This is a genomic window from Vibrio sp. ECSMB14106, from assembly GCF_000972265.1.
Lineage (GTDB): Bacteria > Pseudomonadota > Gammaproteobacteria > Enterobacterales > Vibrionaceae > Vibrio > Vibrio kanaloae.
Genome location: NZ_LAUM01000045.1, coordinates 1 through 21711, shown reverse-complemented (window position 1 = coordinate 21711; position 21711 = coordinate 1). Strand labels below are relative to the sequence as shown.

The window sequence follows — 21711 nt, the reverse complement described above, 5'->3', positions numbered from 1 at the left end:
GGGGGCTTTTTCGTATCTATAGACAACTAAATTTATGTACCAACTCTCTGATATTAAAGTTTGCCGCGGTGGACGTACCATTTTTCAGGTCGATGACTTATCAATTCCAACTGACAAACTCACCATCGTGCTTGGCCACAATGGTTCGGGTAAATCGACACTGGTTAACCTTCTTTCTGGCCAAATGGCCACTGACGAAGGGATAGTGACAGTAGACGGCAGCATTCTTACCGATTACAAAACCAAAGAGCGAGCGAAGAAGATCGCTTATTTGCCACAGAAACTACCTGCATCGGCAGGCCTAACTGTACGTGAGTTAGTCAAATTAGGCCGCTTTCCTTGGCGTGGTGCCTTGGGACGTTGGAACAGCGAAGATACCTCTATTATTGAATCAGCTATGGAACGGACGGGGATAACACAATTTGCCGACACCTTAGCTGACCAATTATCGGGTGGTGAACGCCAACGCGCTTGGGTCTCGATGCTTCTTGCACAACAATCGCCAATACTTATCTTAGATGAGCCAACATCGGCTTTAGACGTCCATCACCAGTTTCAACTCATGCAATTATTGTCGGAACTCAACAGAACTGAAAATGTCGGTATCATTGTGATCCTGCACGATCTTAACCTCGCGCTTCGCTATGCCACTCATATTGTTGCATTAAAACAGGGCCAAATTGCGTTTGAGGGACCTGCTGACATCTTGCTGGATGAACAACGTCTATCCAACTTATACGAATCTTCGATTCAGTTGATTGACCACCCAGCCCCAGGGAATAGCGTAGCGAGTCAAAAGGTTGCGGTTGTATGCGCCTGATTAATGTTCACCTTCGTCTACTTGTCATCGTGGTTTCGTTGTTGGTCTCATTTTTCAGCCATGCTGCTGAGACGATTGAAAACCAAGTCAGTTCACATCGTTTTGCCGAAACGCCAAAGCGAGTTGTGGTTCTCAATTGGGATCTCCTTGAGCAAGTATTGGCACTAGGTGTCACGCCAGTGGGCGCACCTGAGCTTGAGAGTTATCGACTTTGGGTAGTAAAGCCTGAGGCCCCAAAAGAGATTACCGATATTGGTTCGCGCTCAGAGCCTAACTTAGAGCTGATTGCGAATCTCAAACCCGACGTAATTTTAGCGGCGTCACCACAGCAAGACATTTTGCCGATCTTGGAACAAATTGCGCCTGTGGTTTATCTGCCCAATTTCACTGAAAAAGAAAATGCCGCCAACACTGCAATAGCGCACTTTAAAACCATTGGTAAGCTACTCGACAAAGAAGACATCGCAAAGCAGCAACTAACAGAGATGGAAGTTAAACTCTCTAAATTGAAGCAGAAGCTCGCCCCCTACTACGCACCAAACACCAACTTGGTCGTGATGCGATTCTCTACATTGAATTCTGTGTTCTTGTATTCAAATAACTCTTCGACACAGTATGTGGTGTCAAAGCTTGGCTTTAATAACCCAATTCCCGTTAAGCCGAGAGCCTGGGGAATTCAACAAACTCGCATCAACACGTTGCAACAAGCAGGTGCGAGTTATGTTCTGTATATGCAGCCCTTTCCTCAAGAAGAAAAATTGAAAGATGCCCGCCTATGGCAAGCTCTACCTTTTGTTAAAGAGGGCCGAGTCAATTCAGTGCGATCTGTGTGGAACTATGGCGGAGCAATGTCATTGCTTTATTTAGCTGAAGCCATTACAGACAGCTTAATTGACCTGGCGGAGGACAAATGAACATCAAATTAGTTTCCTCTTCCTTAATGGCACTTGTTTGCTTCGCGATTTTCAGCCTACAGATTGATACATCACTCGCATTTGGCCAGCAATTCAGCTTAATCACGACACCAAGCTCTGCCACCAGCTTTGATGAGATCTTCTTTATTGACTCCCAACTCCCACGTCTAGCCATGGCGATATTAGTGGGTGCGATGCTTGGGCTGGTCGGAAGCTTAATGCAACAACTGACACAGAATAACCTCACCTCACCGCTCACCCTAGGCAGTTCATCCGGTGCATGGCTAGCGCTTGTTGTAATGAATGTTTGGTTTGTCGATTACGTTGCAGATTACTCAGCATTGGCTGCCATGATCGGTGCATTAATGGCGTTTGGGCTGATTGTGACAATTGTCGGGCTCAAGAATATGACGGGGCTTCCTTTGGTGGTTTCTGGAATGGTCATTAATATTTTGCTCGGTTCAGTCGCTGCAGCAATTGTGGTACTCAATGCTCAATTTGCCCAAAACGTATTCATGTGGGGCGCAGGCGATCTTACCCAATACAGTTGGGATTGGTTCGAATGGTTGCTGCCGAAGACGGGTATTGCGCTCGTTTTATTCCTCATTGCCCCAAGAATTCTGACATTACTTCGCCTTGGCCAAGAAGGCGCAACAGCAAGGGGGCTACCCGTAGTTCCTGCTTTTACCTTGCTAATGGTAATGGGTATTTGGTTGGTTTCAGCCTCAATTACCGCCGTTGGTATCATTAGCTTTATTGGCTTACTCACACCAAATATTGCCCGAGCGTTAGGGGCGAGAACACCACGACAGCAACTGCTATCAAGTGCTGTACTTGGCGCTGGGTTACTTATCTTTACCGACACGCTAGCCATGCTACTGACGTTTTGGTTTGAAGAAACGATTCCTAGCGGAGTGACAGCAGCGGCGATTGGTGCACCGGCGCTCATTTGGTTTAGCCGTAAATCTTTGCACGCACAGGATCAAGTCAATCTCTCGATGGGCGAAGGCAAAAATCGCATCTCAAGATCAACGATTGGGCTTATCCTATCCGCTTGTTTGATCGGCGGCTTGCTTTATATTTTCGCGACTACGACTTCAAATGGGTTGATGCTGTCTTCTCCAAATGAATATCAATGGCAGCTTCGCTGGCCTCGACTCATAACCGTAATATCAGTAGGTTTAGCGCTGTCGGTCTCTGGTGTGATCTTACAGCGCTTAGTCTATAACCCTTTGGCAAGCCCTGATATTTTAGGGGTCTCCTCTGGCGCTACCTTTGCTATTGTCACCACAACTCTGTTTGTTGGAAGTGCATGGTCCGGTTCTGAGTGGATGGTTGCATTCCTAGGCAGTGTAACGGTGCTTATTGCGTTACTTCTACTAGGAAAAAAACACAACTTTAATCCGTCTAACTTCATTTTGTCTGGTATTGCACTTACTGCAATGCTTGAAGCTTTCATCCAGTTCTCACTTGCTAAGGGAACGGGCGATAGTTACAAAACACTACTATGGCTAACCGGATCTAGTTACCGCGTAACGCAAGAACAAGCCATGCTGTTACTTACCGCTAGTGCGGCATTAGTGTTAATCGTACTGATGTTATCACGCTGGTTAACTGTGATTGCTATTGGCCGTCAGTTTGCCAACGCTCGCGGCTTGAATGCTAACCTAGTAAATGTAGTCGGTCTCTCTTTGGTAGCATTACTGTGTGCTTTCTCGACCGCAACAATGGGACCGGTAGCGTTTGTCGGCCTTGTTGCCCCTCATATGGCAATGATGCTCGGCGCAAAGAAAGCGACTCCGCAACTGCTCACCGGAGGAATCATTGGAATTACGTTCATGATTTGGGCTGATTGGCTTGGGCAAGTAGCGATATACCCATTTAATATGGCTGCCGGCACATTAGTATCAATAATGGGAAGTGGATACTTCTTATTACTAATGATGAAGAGTCGTTTTAGATAACAAGCCATATGTGAATCATTGGTTATACGATTCGATTTAAACCAATAAGGGCAAAATACTTGCCCTTACTTTGTTTAATACTCACCGATCTACTTCTAACGCTTGATTGTCAAAACCTATCACTACCATAGAATCAATCCACCTCCGTAAATGAGAATAATTATCGATAATGATTCTATCAACTCAGATGAACCGCTTTAGGATAATACGATGATCAAGACAATCACTTTTGCAGCTATTCACTTTACCATTGCAACCTTGGTCGCTTTTAGCTTAACAGGCGACTTCCTACTCGGTAGTTTGATTGCCATGGTCGAGCCTTCAGTTAATACGGGTGCTTTTTATCTACATGAAAAAATTTGGCAAAAAGTCGCCTTTCTAAAGCGCCGAGAATCCATGACTCAAGTGAAAACAGCCAGCTTTGCCACCATTCACTTTAGCGTTGCGTTTACGGTAACTTATGCATTAACAGGCGATGCTTTCCTCGGTGGTTTAATGGCAACAATCGAACCTGCAATAAACTCTGTGGCTTACTTCTTCCATGAAAAAGTATGGTTACGCAGAAGCCAGAATGCCGATTATATCAATAGAAATGTTGTCGCTGGATAGGAAGTATGGGGTATGTCGCCAGAGGCATGCTCCACGGTTCATGGCTTTTTGCAACTGTCTCTATTTAGTACAAAATCTTACTCGTGACATTCGTCAATCATCTCAACTTAATTTCAGCGAAACATCGACGTTGCTCCGGATCTTCAATAGAACGACCTACATTTTTCCTAAAGTTTGTCATACTAAATTATGAACGCGTCTGTTGGTCAATCAACAAGGCCGGCATGCTCACAAAGAGTCGTATCACGCACAGCATTATAGGAGGCACTTCATGCCAAGCGAACAATGGAGTAAAGACAGCTTGAATACACTTTCAGTTATAACTGTGGGCGGTCGGCACTATCACTATTACAGCCTGATAAAAGCCGAAAGCACATTGGGCGATCTAAGCCAGTTACCTTTTTGTCTGAAAGTCCTGCTGGAAAACCTTTTGCGTAATGAAGACTCTTTTTCGGTCACTCAAACGCATATAAATGCCATGGCTGAGTGGCTCAAATCGCGCAGGTCTGATACCGAGATCCCATTTCGACCCGCTCGAGTTCTCATGCAAGATTTTACTGGCGTTCCAAGCGTCGTGGATCTGGCAGCGATGCGGGAAGCGGTGCGGCTGTCAGGTAAAGATCCTGCATTAGTTAACCCTTTAACCCCTGTTGACTTAGTGATTGACCACTCGGTAATGGTTGATCATTTTGGTGATACTTCATCCTTCAAAGATAACGTCAGTATTGAAATGCAACGAAATCAAGAACGTTATGAATTTTTAAGATGGGGGCAACAAGCTTTTGATAACTTCCGCGTGGTTCCTCCAGGAACGGGGATCTGCCACCAAGTGAACCTAGAGTATCTGGGTAAGACCATCTGGTATAAAGAATTCGACGGAAAAACGATTGCCTACCCTGATACGCTTGTAGGGACCGATTCACATACAACAATGATTAATGGCTTAGGCATTTTAGGTTGGGGAGTGGGCGGCATCGAAGCTGAGGCCGCCATGCTAGGCCAACCAGTTTCTATGCTTATCCCTGAGGTGGTCGGCTTCAAAATTACCGGAAAATTGCGTGAAGGCATTAATGCAACCGACCTTGTGCTCACCGTGACCGAGATGTTACGAAAAAAAGGGGTTGTTGGTAAATTTGTCGAGTTCTATGGGGATGGATTGAAAGATATGCCCGTAGCCGACCGAGCAACAATTGCCAATATGGCGCCTGAATATGGCGCAACATGTGGCTTCTTTCCGGTCGATGAGCAAACACTAAAATACTTAGAGCTTACCGGTCGAGAAGCCTCTCAGATAGCTTTGGTTGAGGCTTACTCCAAGGCTCAAGGGTTGTGGCGCGAGCCAAATCATGAACCGATTTACACTGACCACCTAGAACTTGATATGGATAAAGTGGAAGCAAGTGTCGCCGGGCCTAAACGACCCCAAGATCGCGTGGCTCTTAAAAATATTAAGTCAGCATTCGACCTTTTCATGAAAACAACAGAAGTGACACCACAGGAAAAAGATAAGAAAATTAAACGAAACAAAGAGCAGAACAGTACCGACAGTAACGCTCAACGGACAACCAACGCCAATTTAGATATCGACAGTGTGAAAACGCATCTCATGCCCGGTTCGGTGGTCATTGCAGCAATCACCTCCTGCACTAACACCTCGAACCCAAGCGTCATGATCGCCGCTGGTCTGATAGCCCAAAAAGCAATAGAAAGAGGATTGCAAACCAAGCCTTGGGTTAAGACATCTCTTGCTCCGGGATCCAAGGTAGTCACCGATTACTTAAAAGTCACAGGACTTCAGGAAAGCTTAGACCAACTGGGATTTAACTTGGTGGGTTATGGGTGCACCACTTGTATTGGTAACTCCGGTCCTTTGCCGCCTGCCGTAGAAAAGGCCATTATAGATAACGATCTTACCGTCGCTTCAATGCTCTCAGGGAATCGTAACTTTGAAGGCCGGGTTCATCCTCTGGTGAAAACTAACTGGCTGGCCTCGCCACCATTGGTGGTCGCGTACGCACTTGCAGGCAATGTGCGGCTTGACCTAACTAAAGACCCTTTATGTATTGATGCTAATGGAGATAACGTCTATCTCAAGGATCTCTGGCCAACTCAGCAAGAAATCGATGAAGCCATGCTGCGCGTAAAAACCGAGATGTTTCATAAGGAATACGGCGAAGTGTTTGAAGGTGATGACAACTGGAAAGCGCTTAAAGCGTCGGAAAGTAAAGTCTACACTTGGTCCGATAACTCGACCTATATTCAACAGCCACCATTTTTCGTCGGCATGCAAACACAACCCGACGCGATTGAGAATATAAAAAATGCGAGCATATTAGCGCTGCTGGGTGACTCGGTTACGACCGATCATATCTCTCCAGCAGGTTCATTCAAACCAGACACTCCAGCAGGTATATACTTGCAATCTCATGGTGTGGAGCCTGCAGATTTCAATTCTTATGGTTCACGACGAGGAAACCATGAAGTCATGATGAGAGGAACCTTTGCCAACGTGCGGATCCGAAATGAAATGCTGCAGAATGTAGAAGGCGGCTATACCACGTATATACCCACCGGTGAGCAAATGACGATTTACGATGCTGCCATGAAGTATCAGGAAAATAACACCCCTTTGGTTGTGATAGCCGGGAAAGAGTATGGAACAGGATCGAGCCGAGATTGGGCAGCAAAAGGCACCCGCTTGTTAGGTGTGAAGGCAGTAGTGGCCGAGTCTTATGAACGAATTCACCGTTCCAATCTCATCGGTATGGGCGTTATACCGTTACAGTTCCCACAAGGCACCGACAGGCTAAGCCTTGGGCTCTGTGGCAAAGAAACCATAAACATAGAAGGTCTATCAGGAGAAATTCACCCCGGGCAGACATACACCATGATTATAAACTATCCCGATGGCACGAATAAGCGCTGCAATCTGTTATCGCGTATCGACACGAGCACTGAAGCCACCTACTTCAAACATGGTGGTATCCTGCATTATGTGGTGCGGGAGATGCTAAAAGAAAAATCATAGCAAGATTAAATCGGCTTATCTAAAGTGCAGTACCTACTAAGGCCAGAATGTGAGCCGTTCCCTTGTCTGAGGAATAGAACTTGGTGCAATATGCCCACCAACTAAACCAGAAGACGCAAAATTGAAACCTAGAGCATACCCTCAAGCCAATTGCTTGAGGGTATTTTTAGAAGTGCCAGATGATCACAAACGGGTAAAGATTCTTCCTATGAAGGTTCTGTCGAGTAGACGACACTTGTTACCAAGTGTCGTCCCTCTAAGAACCGTACGTGCAACTTTCACTGCATACGGCTCAAGCCTCCACTAAGGCATCATTGATACCCAACAACTTATAAAGCAGTCGAAGCAGGTTCGTTCCAAGAGTTACGAGCTAGCCTTTTAGGTTTTCTCTTCGCCAAGTATTCTTGGTATTGAGGGTCAAAAGGGGTCGCAGCACTCCTAATTTTCACGTGTCTTTCGATAGGCACTTTCGCTATTTGGAACAGATTGAAGTGACAGTCCATGTTCATGATTTTCTGCCAACCGTGAAATTGCCACTGGCCTTTACGATTGAGGAAGTACTTATGAACAACCCAGTCTTTGGACTTGGTTGGATGACGTCTAACTGCCCAGTGCCATAGCGCTTGGAATAGTTTGTGGCCGACATAACCGAATATTTGTTTAGCAACACAGTGACGATAGTAATTCGCCCATCCCCTAAGTTTCGGATTTATCAACTTGATAAGATCGTTAACAGGGATGGTTGCGTGCTTTTTGATGAGTCCTCGTAGATTTCTTAAAAATAACAACGTGTTGGATTTGCTCGGCTTGATGAGCAATTTCCCTTTGTACTTCCTGTGATTGAAGCCTAGAAAGTCAAAGCCATCATCAATATGAGTGATCTTCGTTTTCTCTTCGGAGAGGGCTAACCCTCTTTCTGCCAAAAAGCCAGAAATCAACGGTTTGATGTCGCTCACTAGCACCACCTTTGAAGAGCAAGTAACCACGAAATCATCCGCGTAACCGATAAAGTTGGCCTTAGCACCCTTTTTCAGGGCTGTAGATTTTATTTGTTGCTCTATTCCCGCGAGAGTCATTAGCATCAAGGTTGGAGAGATTATTCCACCTTGAGGTGTACCCTCATCGGTATCATAGAACAGCCCCTTATCCACATAGCCAGACTTTAACCATTGCTCTAACATACGTTTATCTACCGTGATATTGTCCACAAGCCATTGATGCCCGATTTTGTCGAAGCAAGCTTTAATATCTCCCTCAAGAACCCATTTCGCAGATCGCTTTAGTGCCAAACATTTGAAACACTGACTGACGGCGTCAGCCGTGCTGCGATTTGGCCTAAACCCATAGCTATTGAGGTCGGCTAGCGTTTCGGACACTGGTTCTAATGCTAGAAGGTGGAGGGCTTGTTGCGCTCTATCAATCATGCACGGAATACCCAATGGCCTGAGCTTACCGTTCTTTTTGGGAATGTAGATACGTTTGAGTAGTTTTGCAGAGTAAGCCTTGCGGCTCAGTTGATTGACTGCTTTCATACGGCGTACATCTGTGTTCCAGGTGACACCGTCTATTCCAGACGTTTTACTGCCTTTATTCTGAGAGACTCGCTTAACCGCAAGAAGCTTGGCTGAGCGAGAATGAGTCAAGAGCCACTGTAAGGACTTGACCTTACTGTATTTCTTTTCTCTCGTTGCTTTTGCGATACGCATTTGAAGCTTCAATACGTGTGCTTCAACGGATTTCCAGTCGATGGACTGCCATTGAGCGCCGTCAGAAGATGCACTAATCTCTTTCGAGATCACCATTTGCTTTTCTCCTTGAATAAAGTTCTTCAAATTCTCTCGCAATGGGAGACCAGTCGGAAGTGGGCTCACTTTCGTGATCAGACATAAGTCTGTATCTACATCATTACAATGTAGCTTTCGCTTTTTCCGACCTCCTATACCTGCATCACTATCGGCCACAAAGGCTTTCCCAAGGGGAGTGATACAGGCTTACCCTGTTACGTAAAATGTCAGCTTAGATGCCCACTATAGTGCGGAGAGTACGGTGACCACGAAAAAGTACTGTCCAACCTCTTTCCAACTCTCATTGCCTTTTGGCCACAGCGTATTAACCACTTCCGCTGCTTCATCGTATAACGCACCTTGAATGGATTCACATACGTTCATCATACTGACTACCTAGCACTTACCCGAATTGTGGTTTTCAGGAGGAACGTCCTCTCACGATTCTTTTCCCACTCAACCCAACGGCCGAGTTTCGTTACATTGTCCGAGCCGCTGCTTTATTCAGGCTCGTAGGTTCATCTGGTGATACAGACGGTTCACTCATAAAGCGGTGAACAACGCTTCATACGACCTCAGGTCGCACGGACATAAACGAGACAGAAATAACCCTTAAATCGATTCGAATAGTATGACACTTTATTCTTCCGAGGTGTTTACATCAACAGGAACTCAATGAGTTAGATGGATGAGAGTATGAGACTTTTTTACTCGTGTACATCACCATGATCAACTAGAGTTTGGAGTCTAGCACCTTGGGCGCTTACTTGAGCCCTTCGAGGGCGTAACCCAATAAGCCTCCGGCTAAGCCGGAGGTCATGTAACTGCCTACTAATAGTAAGTATTGTGAAGGAACCCTAAAGGGCACATCTGTAATTAGCCCAGCGTGATGGCATACCGGGCATAAGTCCTCTCGGTGAAGGTTACTTTAAGGTTTTACTAACTCTACCGCTTCACGAGTTAGGCGAGCAAGCTCTTCCCACTCACCAGCCTCAACCAGCTTTTTGTCGACCATCCAAGTACCGCCACAAGCAAGTACACGAGGTACTGCTAAGTAGTCTTTGATGTTCTTTTGATTCACACCGCCCGTTGGCATGATATGCACATTACCGTAAGGAGCCAGTAGTGCCTTCACCATGTTTACGCCACCAGACGCTTCAGCAGGGAAGAATTTCAGAGTTGTTAGTCCCATCTCTAGCGCCGCTTCGATTGTGCTTGGGTTGTTAACACCAGGAACAATATCGATTCCGATTTCTTGGCAGGCTTTGACAGTATTTGGGTTGAAACCAGGAGATACGACGAACGTCGCGCCTGCTTCTTTCGCTGCAATCGCTTGTTCTTTGTTTAGAACGGTTCCTGCACCAATCAGCATGTCTGGTTGTGCTTCGCGAAGTAGGCGAATAGCCTCTGCTGCTGCATCAGAGCGGAAGGTGATTTCTGCCGCTGGGAGACCGTTTTCAGCTAACACCTTACCCAGTGGGATGATGTCTTCAGCTTTGTCGATTGCGATAACTGGGATGACTTTTAGTGATTTGAGCTGTTCGTTAATTGTAGACATGATAAATCCTTGGAAATTAGTTCTATTTTTGAGTCACAACATTAGTGGCTGATTTGGGAATGATTGCGCCACGGTGTTGGATTACCACGCCGGCAAGTGCATTGCCGCGTTGGCATGATTGTTCTAGGGTGCCTCCCGCTAAGTAGCAAGAGAGGAAACCGCCGTTAAATGAGTCACCCGCTGATGTGGTATCGACGACAGTTTCGACTGGTATCGTCGGCACTGTGTAACTGTTGTCATGGGTAGTGTCACCAACAAGACAACCTTTCTCACCCAGTTTGACCACAACCTTGGTGACCCCAAGGTTATGCAGGCGAGTCAATGTATCTTCAGGTGTTTTATCACCCCAGATCAGCTGTTCATCATCAAAAGTGACCAGCGCTAAATCCGTAGTTTGATACATTGCTTTGTAGTGCTCTTTGACCGTTCTCAGCTCGTCATTTGGCCATAGAGCTGGGCGATAATTGCTGTCGAATGATACTTCTACGCCTTGACGGCGAAGATCAGCAAGTAGGGTGAGTAGCTTGCTGCGGTCTTCATCAGGCAAAATCGCTAGGCTGATACCACTGACAAACACCATATCCATCTTCGTTAAAGATTGTTCAATACGGTTGAAGTCTGGATGTTGCAGTAGGTAGCGTGCTGGCGATTGGTTACGCCAGTACAAGAACGTACGCTCGCCTTGGTCATCTAACTGAATGAGGTAAAGGCCCGGGGTACGAGTTTCGTCATGCAGTACAAGGTCGGTGTTTATGTCTTCTTGCTGCCAACGAGCAATCATACCTTCACTTAACGGATCAGCGCCCATTGCAGAAACATAAGAAACGGTAATAGCTTGTTCTTCAGTATTGAGTTCACAACCGCGGCGTAGGTAAACCGCAGCGTTAAGTGTATCCCCACCAAAGGTTTGGTGCATTGCGCCGAACGGCTTGCCGTTCAGCTCAATCATGCACTCTCCAATTATTGCGATATTTTTCATCTTAGAGCGTCACACCATTCTTCCATACCGCCAGCTCGCGAATGCCATTTTTCTCGTTATTCACTCGCTCACCATTGACAGTATTGACCACTTTGTCCAAGAAGTTATGCAGTAGTCCTTGCATTGAAATTTCTGTGGACACTAGCTGCCCCGCATCAAAGTCAATCCAACGTGGCTTTTGGTTTGCCAAGTCACTGTTAGTCGAAATCTTCATTGTCGGTACAAAACCACCATAAGGCGTGCCGCGCCCAGTTGTGAAAAGAACCATATGACAACCAGCTGCAGCAAGCGCACTGGTTGCAATCGCATCATTACCCGGAGCGTTTAGCAGGTTCAGACCAGGCTTTTTCAACTTATGGGTATAATTCACAACATCAACGACTTGGCTCTCTCCTGCTTTTTGTGTACAGCCTAAAGATTTGTCTTCCAGTGTCGTAATTCCGCCTAATTTATTTCCAGGTGATGGGTTCTCATAAATCGGCAGATTGTGCGATTTATAGTACTGTTTGAAGTCATTGACCATATTTACGATCTTGTCAAACACTTGCTCGCTTTCTGCACGCCCCATCAGCAGAGTTTCAGCACCAAACATTTCTGGTACTTCCGTTAATACGGTGGTTCCACCATGTCCAATAATCGTATCAGAGAATAAGCCAAGCATCGGGTTAGCTGTTATGCCTGACAAGCCATCACTACCACCACACTCTAAGCCAAACTTCACTTCAGATAGTTTACCAACCACTCGCTGGTCATCTTTCATGGTGCTATACAGCTCTTCTAGCAGTGCCATACCATGTTCAATCTCATCTTGAGTTTGTTGGGCGATCATAAAACGCATTCTGCTTTCGTCATGCTCAGGAAGATCTTCCTTAAATGCCGCTACCTGATTGTTCTCACAACCTAAGCCGACCACAAGTACGCCCCCCGCATTTGGGTGTGTCGCCATGCTTTGCAATAATTGTTTAGTAGTTTGGTGATCAGATCCTAATTGAGAACAACCGAATTGATGTGGAAATACATGAATCCCATCAATACCGCTCAAATCATGACTTTCTTTAAAAGCATTGACCATCTGCTGAGCAATACCGTTAACGCACCCTACAGTGGGTATAATCCAAAGTTCATTACGGATCGCCACTTCACCTGTATCACGACGATAAATTTGGACATCTGCATCCGCAACCATTTCTAACTCTTCAATCGCCAGTGGCTGGTATTGGTATTCTAGTGCGTCATTAAGATTGGTCTTAGCGTTATGAGTATGTACCCATTCGCCGGTCTTTATCCCAGAAGTTGCATGTCCAAAGCTCTGTCCATACTTAATGAGTAGACCATTCTCTTCAATTGATGAGATAGCGACTTTATGCCCTTTATCAACATCTTGCAGTAAGGTTACTTGGCGATCATTAACCTCAATATCTGTGCCTTGTTTAAGCGGTGTTAAAGCAATAATGACATTGTCTTTTTTGTTTATTTGGATCCAACTCTTCATTCGTTGTTTCCTAGTGTCTCGGTTACTACTGTACGCACATCTGTGGCAACCATTTGCGCTAAGAAACCCGAAACCTGTTCAGTTAGTGTTGGTAATTTGTTCAGATCTTGTCCCCAGTGCTCTGCATCTTGCAGTACGGCTGTAACTAGCGATGTTATATCCAAAGCTTGTGAATCACATTTCGCCCAAGCTGACTGGAAGAAGTCTAGCCACTTTTGATCATCATTTAATGGAATAGCCTGATCATTGCGGCTACCTTTGTAATAAAGGATCTGCGCCGCAAGAGACAAGCTCATTAGTTTAGGCGCTGTTTGGTGTTTTTCTGTGTAAGTGATTAACTGTGGTAGCAGTCGGGTTTTCCACTTCGTCATGCTGTTAAGCGCGATAGATGTTAGTTGGTGCTTGATGAACGGGTTTTTAAAACGCGCCATCACACTGTCAGCGAAGGCTTTCAGCTCACCTTCCGCTAGGCTAAGCGATGGGATGACTTCATCATCGATCAGTGCGTTGATGTAGCGGTTAAGCAGCTCGTCATTCATCGACTCACCAACCGCATCTCTATCGGCTAAGTATGCAACTGGCACTAATGCAGTGTGGGCACCGTTAAGGATTGCAACCTTACGTTCTTTATAAGGCTTAATATCATCGACAATCTTAATGTTTAAATCGAGTTGTTCGAGCTTAAGTGCCTGTGCCAGCTCTTGCGGTCCTTGGATAACAAATAGATAGAAGTACTCAGCAGTTACCATGAATTGATCTTGATAACCAACCTTAGCTTCAAGCTCTGGTAGTTCTTCACGAGGATGACCAGTCACGATACGATCCACCAATGTTGAGCAGAAGCTATTTGCTTCTTCTATCCAAGCCTTAAACTCAGCACCAAGCTCCCACAACTCAATATATCTTAGGATCATCGCCTTTAGTTCATCACCGTTGTAATCGATCAATTCACACGGAATGATAAATAGCCCTTTATCCGTAGCGCCACCAAAGTGCTTAAAGCGCGCGAACATCCATTGTGTGAGCTTAGCTGGGAAAGTTGTTGCAGGCCGCGCATCAAACTTGTCGTCAGCAGAGAAAGCAATCCCTGCTTCAGTGGTATTTGAAAAGATGAACTTAATGTTCGGGTCCTCTGCCAGCGTCATATAAGCGTCGACATCTTGGTACACAGCAATTTCTTGATTCACCGAGGTGATGATGCGTGACTCTTCAACCGCTTGGTCATTCTCATTAATGCCACGCACTACAGAGGTGTATAGGCCATCTTGTTCATTAAGAAGTGGCGGAAAATCTGTATCAATTGGGCGAATAATTGCAATACCAGCATCTAAATCTGTGTGTTCATTGAGGTAATCGATTTGCCAGTCAACGAATGCACGCAGAAAGTTACCTTCACCAAATTGCATAATCTTAGTGGTGTATTGTGGTAGGTCGAAATTTTTTCTTGTTAGTGTTTTCATGTGTGCGCTCTCTTATTTGAAGACTAGGTTTGGCAGACCGATTGAAATTGCTGGGATGTAGGTAATTAATAACAAAGCCACAAGCAATAGAATCCAGAACGGGAAGACTTCTTTAATGAAATTCTCTATGTTTACTTTCGTAATTGAGCAAGTGGTAAACATAACAGTACCTAAAGGCGGAGTTATGGTGCCGATAGCACTGTTAAAGATGAAAATAATGCCGAAGTGAACTGGATCGATACCGTACATCTTTGCAACTGGTGCGAGCAGTGGCGCAAGTACAATCATCGCCGCGTTGCCTTCGAGGAACATCCCTACAATCAATAAGAAAATATTCACTAGGAGCAAGAACGCAATTGGACTATCTACTGAGTTGGTTAACCAACCTGCGAGAGCCTGTGGTACCCCTTCCCAAGTTAAGAACTTAGAGAAACCGAAAGCAACACAGATAATGAAGAGTACGTTGGCTCCCGAAATCACTGATTCAATTGTTGAAGCCCATAAATTTTTCACATCCATCTCTTTGTAGACGAACATCCCCAGAGTCAAAGCGTAAATAACTGCAACTGCGCCTGCTTCCGTTGGAGTGAATACCCCTAATCGAATACCACCAATAATGATTACTGGAAGAAGGAGTGCTAGAAAGGCATCTTTAGCTGATAGAGCAATTTCTTTCTTCGATGCTTTTTTCTCACGGATTGGCAAGTAGCCACGCTTTTTAGAGATATAAGAAACGAGTCCCATCATCATCGCACACAACAATACACCAGGAACAACGCCTGCAAGGAACAACTTACCAATAGAAACGTTGTTCACGTAACCGTAAATAATCAGTGCGATGCCAGGTGGGATAATTGGTGTAATCAACGAGGATGCAGCTGTTACTGCTGATGAAAATGCAGCGCTGTAACCACGGTTTACCATTTGCGGTACAAGTAATTTAGAGCCCATTGCTGCATCAGCAATGTTAGATCCAGATAATCCACCCATTAGTGTGCTTAGTACAACGTTGACCTGTGCTAAGCCACCATTCATGTGGCCCGTAAGCACTTCACAAAACTTTAAAAGGCGTTTACTGATACCCGTGTTATTCATAAATACGCCAGCCATGATAAAAAATGGGATGGCAAGAAGAGTGACTGAGTCAAGACCCCCACCTAGACGTTGAACCATCATTACCATAGGTAAGTGGTCATTAATCAAAAAGTAGGTCAGGGTTGAGATAAAGATACAAAATGCAACAGGAACACCAAGAACGAAGAGAAACATTAATGATGCTAGTGGGACAAACACACTCATGGTTAGCTACCTTTAATGTTGTTGATGGTGTTACGGGCAAGGTGAATAAGCATTAACACCGCTCCAAATGGAATCGCTGCATAGATGTAGACATAAGAGATCTTCAGTGCAGGAGTAAAGCGAGACTGGGACATTTCGAGCAACTTAAAGCCGAAGTACGCCATAAAAATCAATGTGATGATTAGTACAGTAGGGATGATATATAGCTCGATGAATCGATAGATATTTTTGTTCAGTTTCTTAGCAAGAAAGTCTACCTTTACATGCTCTTGAAACTTCATCAGTACACTAGCTCCCATAAAGGTAAACCAAGTAAATAGTGCCAAACAGACTTCTTCGACCCACGCTGAAGGCGAATTAAAGATATAACGAGTAATCACGCCATAAATCATCAGTGACACGATTGAGATTAACGAGGAAGCAGCAATCAATTGATCTATTCTTAAAATAGTATCAAGAAATGCTGTTTTTTCTTGTTTAGTAGACATATCGAGACTTGAGGAGTTGGAGTCTTGCATAAATTAGCCTTATAAATGGTGAGCAGTACACTCACCATTTATTCTTGATTGGTATGAGTTACGACTTATTAAAGTTGTGCAAGTTTTTCTTGAGTCTTCACGTATAGGTTTGGTGACCACTCGGTAAATTCACCTTGGATAACCTCACGAGCCGCTTCCTCGAATGCTTTCACATCAACAGTGTTAACTTGGACGCCTTGTGCTTTAAGATCTTCGATAGCTGCTTGGTCTGCTTTTTCAATCAAGGTTGCACCGTAAGACACCATTTCACGGCTAGTTGAAAGGATGATTTCACGCTCTTGCTCACTTAAGCTGTTCCAAAATGCTGTACCTGCAACAAATGGAGACATGTGCTTAGTGTGACCGGTTAGGTTTAAATGCTTAGCAACTTCATAGAATTTGCCACCAAATAATACAACTGCTGGGTTCTCAACTCCTTCAATTACACCTTGAGAGAGGCCAGGGTAAACATCAGATAGCGACATTGGCGTTGGTACCGCACCCATAGACTTCACTGTTGCAGCCATTAAACGTGAATGCTGAACACGAATTTTTTGGCCTTTTAAGTCCTCTGGTTTAGTTACTTTATCTTCACTAAGTAGGTTACGTGTACCATACACAACATCAGGGACCACGATGTGCAGGCCGCTCGTGTCTAGCTCAGCTGATAGGTCCTTAAACCAATTGGTTTGTAGTAGTTTTGATTTTTTATCAAACGATTGAGTTAAGTATGGCGCATTGATCACCCCCATATCTGGAACGATGTCCATCAGGTAACCGTAAGAGCTGATAGTGATGATGTTTGCACCAAACTTAGCTTGTTCAAGAACTTCGGTTTCGCTACCTAATTGGCTTGAAGGGAAAAGCTTAAAGTTAATTTCACCATTAGATTTTTCATTCACCAGTTCAGCCCAGTGTTTAAGAGCAAGATCAATCGGCTCACCTGGTTGGTTACCATAAGCGATCATTACGTCGGTTGCTGCGTTCACATTGAAAGCCGCAGCGGTAAGCAGTGCAAGAGAGGTTAGTTTCAGTTTCATAATTATAATGTCCTTTTTTGTTTCACGAATATCATTTCTCATTACATTTTTTTTGGGGACTATAATTGATATTTTTATGACCACAGTCTTGTTAATGTGTTTTTAAACTGTTTTTTACTATGTTCCTTATCTGTTTTTATTATTAATCTTAAAGCTCAGGTAGTAGAGCAGACGATATAATTTCTTTTTTTGCTGTCATTAAGTGACGAGTAAGTTCAATGTTTGCTCCCACATCATCACCCGTAATTATTTTGCTTAAAATAGTCATATGCTCATCAAGTGCGATTGCATTACGCTGTTTAATATTCTTATCATCCCACTGGTAATGAAAATGATAAACCATCGTAATTGCATTAAAGAGATCGTTGATATAATTATTAGAAAGTGCAGAAAGCAGTAACTTATGAAACTTCTTGTCTAATATAGAGAACTCTTTGGCTTGCCTCATAACAAGCTTTCTAAAGTCTCTATGTTCGTTAAGTAAGTGTTTAGCCTCGACCCACCTCGGATCATTTCTTGGCAAATTCATAAACTTTGATAGTGCGTGCGTCTCAAGAATTTCACGTAATTCAAACAGCTTAAAGGCACTATCTTGAGATAGCTCCATCATTAACCACTTGTTTTCTTTGATTTTTTTTACAAGATCGAATTTGGATAAATTGGTTAGGTAGTCTTGAACCATTCCCAGCTCACAACCTGACTTGCTGGCTAAATGAACTTCATTGATCACATCTCCAGGCGAGATGGTCTTATTATTAATGTTAAACTGCAGGTAGCCTTCTATTAATGAAACGTCTTTTTTTTGCGGTGAGGTTAATATTGAAATCTTATCTGTGTGTTCTGGACTCCTTAATAAAGTTCTTTCTTTACCTGATAAACTTACATCGATGACACCTTTCTTTTCAAAGTAATCCAAGACATGACGAATCGTGGTACGGCTGACTTCATAATATTGTGCAAGGTTTGAAATGGAGGGTAATGGCGTTGAAATAACATCATTATTTAGGTCATCAATCATTCTATTAATGATTGAATATTGAAGGTCTTTATTTCTGCTCATCTTTGCTTTCTTAATCTCTGCATCTAACGTTTCGCAATTAAATACGTTTAGAGAACAGATAAAATTGAAGCCGATCACAATTGCACTTTGTTGCATTGAGTTTTTTTTTGTCGGTACTAGCATGAATTTCAATCCATTTATAAAGAGTTCAATAACAAAGGTGTGAAATGAAACAGTTAGTATGTGAAAAGCCTTATGAGATGACCTACAAACAAGGTGAGATGCCGAAAGCGGGTGATAACGAAGTTTTAATTGAAGTACTCTCTGTTGGTGTGTGTGGTACAGATATTCATGCGTACACTGGTAATCAGCCGTTTTTTTCTTACCCACGTGTACTTGGCCACGAACTTGCGGGTAATGTTGCTGAATGCGGTGCCAACGCAACGGAGTTTAAGGTTGGCGAGCGTGTAGCACTTATTCCTTATATTGCCTGTAATGACTGCCCATCATGTCACTCAGGAAAAACAAACTGTTGTGAAAATATTTCTGTTATCGGCGTACACCAAGACGGTGGTTTTGGTGAATATCTTGTTGCGCCAAAAAGCAATGTCATCAAAGTAGGCAACGTTGACCCTGTTACCGCTTCACTCATTGAGCCGTTTGCTATTAGCGCTCACTCAGTGCGTCGTGCTGATGTGAAAAAAGGTGAAGATATCCTTGTGGTTGGTGCAGGCCCTATTGGCCTTGGTGCTGCTGCAATCGCAAAAGCTGATGGAGCGAATGTTGTCGTTGCGGATACGCAAGAATTACGCCGCGAAAAAGTTGGGCTTAACCTAGGTTTACCAACAGTAAATCCAATGGACGAAAATTTTGAACAGCAACTGCGTAGCTACTTCAATGGTCACCTAGCTAGTACTGTGATTGACGCTACTGGTAACTCAATTGCAATGAACAGCGCGGTAAAACATATCCGCAATGGTGGTAAGATCGTTTTCGTTGGCCTATTCAAAGGTAATCTAGAGATTGATGACCCTGAATTCCATAAGAAAGAGACCACAATGATGGGTAGCCGCAACGCAACCATGGAAGATTTTGAGAAAGTTTGTCATCTTATGCAAACTGGCGATATCACTTCAGAAATGATGCTAACTCATAAGTTCAACTTTTACGATATTGGTGAACGTTACGAAAGCGATGTTGTTGATAATAAAGAATTACTAAAAGGTGTCATCATTTTCGATTAAGGTCTCAAAGCACTAGTTATTCAGTTTCTACCGCACGAAATATTATCTAGTGTGGTAATTGAGTAACCTGAGCTCGGGATTAACATTGAAGGGAACTTGGCTTAATCGCAAAGCAGTCTACTGAGAACATATGATAGCCTTCTTGTCTTCCGCTCTAGACTATTACCGCATAGCACGTAATAGAGCCACTAGGAAGTGGCTCTTGTCGTATCTGGATATCAGGAAAGCTACGATTCTTACCTTCAACAATTTGCCATGTTCATATAGTTCGTAACAAACTTTGGGGCAGAAGTAAGCTAGCTTTTTACACGCTAGCTTACCCATATAATGTCTTCACTACTTACAATATTAGCGATACTTGATACTTCCGCGAGCGCGGTTAAATGTACTTCTTTGGCAGGAATGATCTGTTCGAAAATAGATAAATCGCATGTTGCACAGGCATCATGAGCAATCGTGGTATTTAACCCATACTCCAGGGCTGATCGTGCGGTACTACTAATGCACATGTGTGTCATCATACCGGCTAATACAACATGAGTAATACTCAGTTCATCTAACACTTCGCTTAGCTCTGTTCCCGCAAATGAATTTGGGTAGTTTTTGGTGATAATACGCTCCCCATGTTTAGGCTCAACACTAGAATGAATCTTTTGCCCGTGCGTTCCTTCAAGCATAAATTTCAATTCTGGCCTCGCAGCTAGGTGCTGAATATGAATGATAGGCTTCTGTGATTCACGGTAGAAAGTCAATAGCTCCTTTGCTTTGTTTGCCACAGTCATAGGGTTGTTCAATGGCATGGCACCACCTTCAAAGTAATCATTCTGAATATCTATAATAATTAATGCTTGGTTCGTAGTCGTTATTCTCCTTGATTTGAGATCAACGACTTTACTCCGATCGTTAGAACGATATAATGTCCAAATTTGACATATAAAGGTCATATATGGACAATAAAAAAATAGCAGTCACCGTTCTTGTTACTGAGCACGCGATGCGCTCTGCTATAGCGGGGATAGAAGACATTTTATCGATTGCCAATCATGTGAATAGTCATCCACTTTTTGATATCACGGTTACGCTACCTGAACAGGTCAACATCTCTGATTACCCAGATCTAGTGTTCATTCCTCCTAGCAATCTCGGCTCATTAAAACGGTATGATGAAAAGATACTTAAAGCACTTAAGCACTGGTACTCACAAGGCTCAACATTGGCTGCAAATTGCGCAAGCGTTTTTTGGTTAGCCCATGCAAAACTTCTCAACCAACGAGCAGTGACAACTCATTGGAAATTATGCGACCAGCTTGCTATTGATTTTCCAGAAGTGTTGGAGGTTAAACAACATGAGATGGTTGTTGATGAGGGCCGAATTATTACCGGTTCCGGCTTGTTCGCATTTCAGGACTTAACACTGCACGTCATTGCCCGTCATGGTGGTTATGAACTCGCCAAAGAGGTTGCTGATATTTGCCTGTTAGATTTTACCGGGCGACTGCAGGCTCATTATGAACGGTTTATGCCTGATTATACCCACGGCAATAAGATCGTTCTGAAAGCACAAAAATATTGCGAACACACTCCATTAAACGAGCAAAGCAATCATGCAATGGCTGAGCTTTGTTATGTCAGTGAACGAACGTTGACGCGGTTATTTAAAAAGGTATTAGGTTTAACCCCTCAGCAATACAGGCTGCGTTACAAGATGGATATCGCCAAGCGCGAAATGAACATAAATAAACTCACCATCGAACAAGTGGCTTTTATGACTGGGTACAATGATGTCAGCAATTTTACGCGTGTCTTTAAAAAGGTCGTAGGGATCAGCCCCAATCAATACCGTTCACGTTTTTTATAACTTATTTTCGGACAGATCTGAGCTAGCAGGCACTTTGAGAGAAAAGTGCCACGAGTCAAAATTCAGATGTCATTACTGAGGGAATAACCATTTACTGTCATTACTGAGGGATCTTGACGGGATAAGTACCAACCGATTCTGTCA

18 protein-coding genes are annotated in these 21711 nt (G+C 43.9%); 7 read left to right on the top strand and 11 right to left on the bottom strand.

Going from position 1 to position 21711, the window contains the following annotated elements:
- Positions 1 to 34: 34 nt before the first annotated feature.
- The 5 genes from WR49_RS19755 (at position 35) to acnA (ending at position 7335) form a co-directional block, all read left to right on the top strand.
- Positions 35 to 820 (top strand): ABC transporter ATP-binding protein, encoded by a 786-nt coding sequence (locus tag WR49_RS19755; protein ID WP_046225152.1) that lies wholly within the window; start codon positions 35 to 37, stop codon positions 818 to 820.
- Positions 811 to 1734 carry an iron-siderophore ABC transporter substrate-binding protein gene (locus WR49_RS19750; RefSeq protein ID WP_082082804.1) on the top strand — a complete coding sequence of 308 codons (924 nt, stop codon included), beginning with the start codon at positions 811 to 813 and terminating at the stop codon, positions 1732 to 1734. The genes WR49_RS19755 and WR49_RS19750 overlap by 10 nt, the downstream gene beginning before the upstream one ends.
- Positions 1731 to 3698, top strand: a complete 1968-nt coding sequence (gene fhuB / locus WR49_RS19745; RefSeq protein ID WP_046225151.1) for a Fe(3+)-hydroxamate ABC transporter permease FhuB — start codon at positions 1731 to 1733, stop codon at positions 3696 to 3698. Before WR49_RS19750 ends, fhuB begins: the two co-directional genes overlap by 4 nt.
- A gap of 210 nt (positions 3699 to 3908) precedes the next feature.
- Positions 3909 to 4307 (top strand): DUF2061 domain-containing protein, encoded by a 399-nt coding sequence (locus tag WR49_RS19740; RefSeq protein ID WP_017058062.1) that lies wholly within the window; start codon positions 3909 to 3911, stop codon positions 4305 to 4307.
- Between the two features lie 271 nt (positions 4308 to 4578).
- Complete coding sequence (gene acnA, locus WR49_RS19735; protein ID WP_046225150.1) at positions 4579 to 7335, top strand: aconitate hydratase AcnA; 2757 nt, start codon at positions 4579 to 4581, stop codon at positions 7333 to 7335.
- A gap of 329 nt (positions 7336 to 7664) precedes the next feature.
- On the opposite strand, the gene ltrA is transcribed toward acnA, so the two are convergent.
- From ltrA to WR49_RS19690, 10 genes are all read right to left on the bottom strand, one after another.
- Positions 7665 to 9137: a group II intron reverse transcriptase/maturase gene (gene ltrA / locus WR49_RS19730; protein WP_197078542.1), complete on the bottom strand. Its 1473-nt coding sequence runs from the start codon at positions 9135 to 9137 to the stop codon at positions 7665 to 7667.
- Positions 9138 to 9362: 225 nt separating this feature from the next.
- A complete protein-coding gene (locus WR49_RS21550) occupies positions 9363 to 9506 on the bottom strand; it encodes a hypothetical protein (RefSeq protein ID WP_186443278.1) in 144 nt (47 codons plus the stop codon).
- A 541-nt stretch (positions 9507 to 10047) separates the two neighbouring features.
- Entirely contained in the window at positions 10048 to 10677 is a 630-nt protein-coding gene (locus WR49_RS19725; RefSeq protein WP_046225148.1) for a bifunctional 4-hydroxy-2-oxoglutarate aldolase/2-dehydro-3-deoxy-phosphogluconate aldolase, read from the bottom strand.
- Positions 10678 to 10699: 22 nt separating this feature from the next.
- Positions 10700 to 11656 carry a sugar kinase gene (locus tag WR49_RS19720; protein ID WP_046225147.1) on the bottom strand — a complete coding sequence of 319 codons (957 nt, stop codon included), beginning with the start codon at positions 11654 to 11656 and terminating at the stop codon, positions 10700 to 10702.
- A gap of 1 nt (position 11657) precedes the next feature.
- On the bottom strand, positions 11658 to 13148 hold the full coding sequence (locus WR49_RS19715) for a UxaA family hydrolase (RefSeq protein ID WP_046225146.1): 1491 nt from the start codon (positions 13146 to 13148) through the stop codon (positions 11658 to 11660).
- Entirely contained in the window at positions 13145 to 14608 is a 1464-nt protein-coding gene (locus WR49_RS19710; RefSeq protein ID WP_046225145.1) for a tagaturonate reductase, read from the bottom strand. Before WR49_RS19710 ends, WR49_RS19715 begins: the two co-directional genes overlap by 4 nt.
- 12 nt (positions 14609 to 14620) lie before the next feature.
- Positions 14621 to 15907 carry a TRAP transporter large permease gene (locus WR49_RS19705; RefSeq protein ID WP_046225144.1) on the bottom strand — a complete coding sequence of 429 codons (1287 nt, stop codon included), beginning with the start codon at positions 15905 to 15907 and terminating at the stop codon, positions 14621 to 14623.
- Positions 15908 to 15909: 2 nt separating this feature from the next.
- Positions 15910 to 16395 carry a TRAP transporter small permease gene (locus WR49_RS19700; RefSeq protein WP_156155691.1) on the bottom strand — a complete coding sequence of 162 codons (486 nt, stop codon included), beginning with the start codon at positions 16393 to 16395 and terminating at the stop codon, positions 15910 to 15912.
- Between the two features lie 98 nt (positions 16396 to 16493).
- Entirely contained in the window at positions 16494 to 17465 is a 972-nt protein-coding gene (locus tag WR49_RS19695) for a C4-dicarboxylate TRAP transporter substrate-binding protein (protein WP_046225142.1), read from the bottom strand.
- A 148-nt stretch (positions 17466 to 17613) separates the two neighbouring features.
- On the bottom strand, positions 17614 to 18648 hold the full coding sequence (locus WR49_RS19690; protein WP_052715046.1) for a GntR family transcriptional regulator: 1035 nt from the start codon (positions 18646 to 18648) through the stop codon (positions 17614 to 17616).
- 44 nt (positions 18649 to 18692) lie between these two features.
- Between WR49_RS19690 and WR49_RS19685 the strand changes: the two genes are divergently transcribed.
- Positions 18693 to 19709 (top strand): zinc-binding alcohol dehydrogenase family protein, encoded by a 1017-nt coding sequence (locus tag WR49_RS19685; protein WP_046225141.1) that lies wholly within the window; start codon positions 18693 to 18695, stop codon positions 19707 to 19709.
- Positions 19710 to 20020: 311 nt separating this feature from the next.
- Here the strand turns inward: WR49_RS19685 and WR49_RS19680 are convergent, their stop codons facing one another.
- Complete coding sequence (locus WR49_RS19680; protein ID WP_269429486.1) at positions 20021 to 20545, bottom strand: cysteine hydrolase family protein; 525 nt, start codon at positions 20543 to 20545, stop codon at positions 20021 to 20023.
- 110 nt (positions 20546 to 20655) lie between these two features.
- On the opposite strand from WR49_RS19680, the gene WR49_RS19675 reads away from it, so the two are divergent.
- Complete coding sequence (locus WR49_RS19675) at positions 20656 to 21567, top strand: GlxA family transcriptional regulator (RefSeq protein ID WP_046225139.1); 912 nt, start codon at positions 20656 to 20658, stop codon at positions 21565 to 21567.
- Positions 21568 to 21711: the final 144 nt, after the last annotated feature.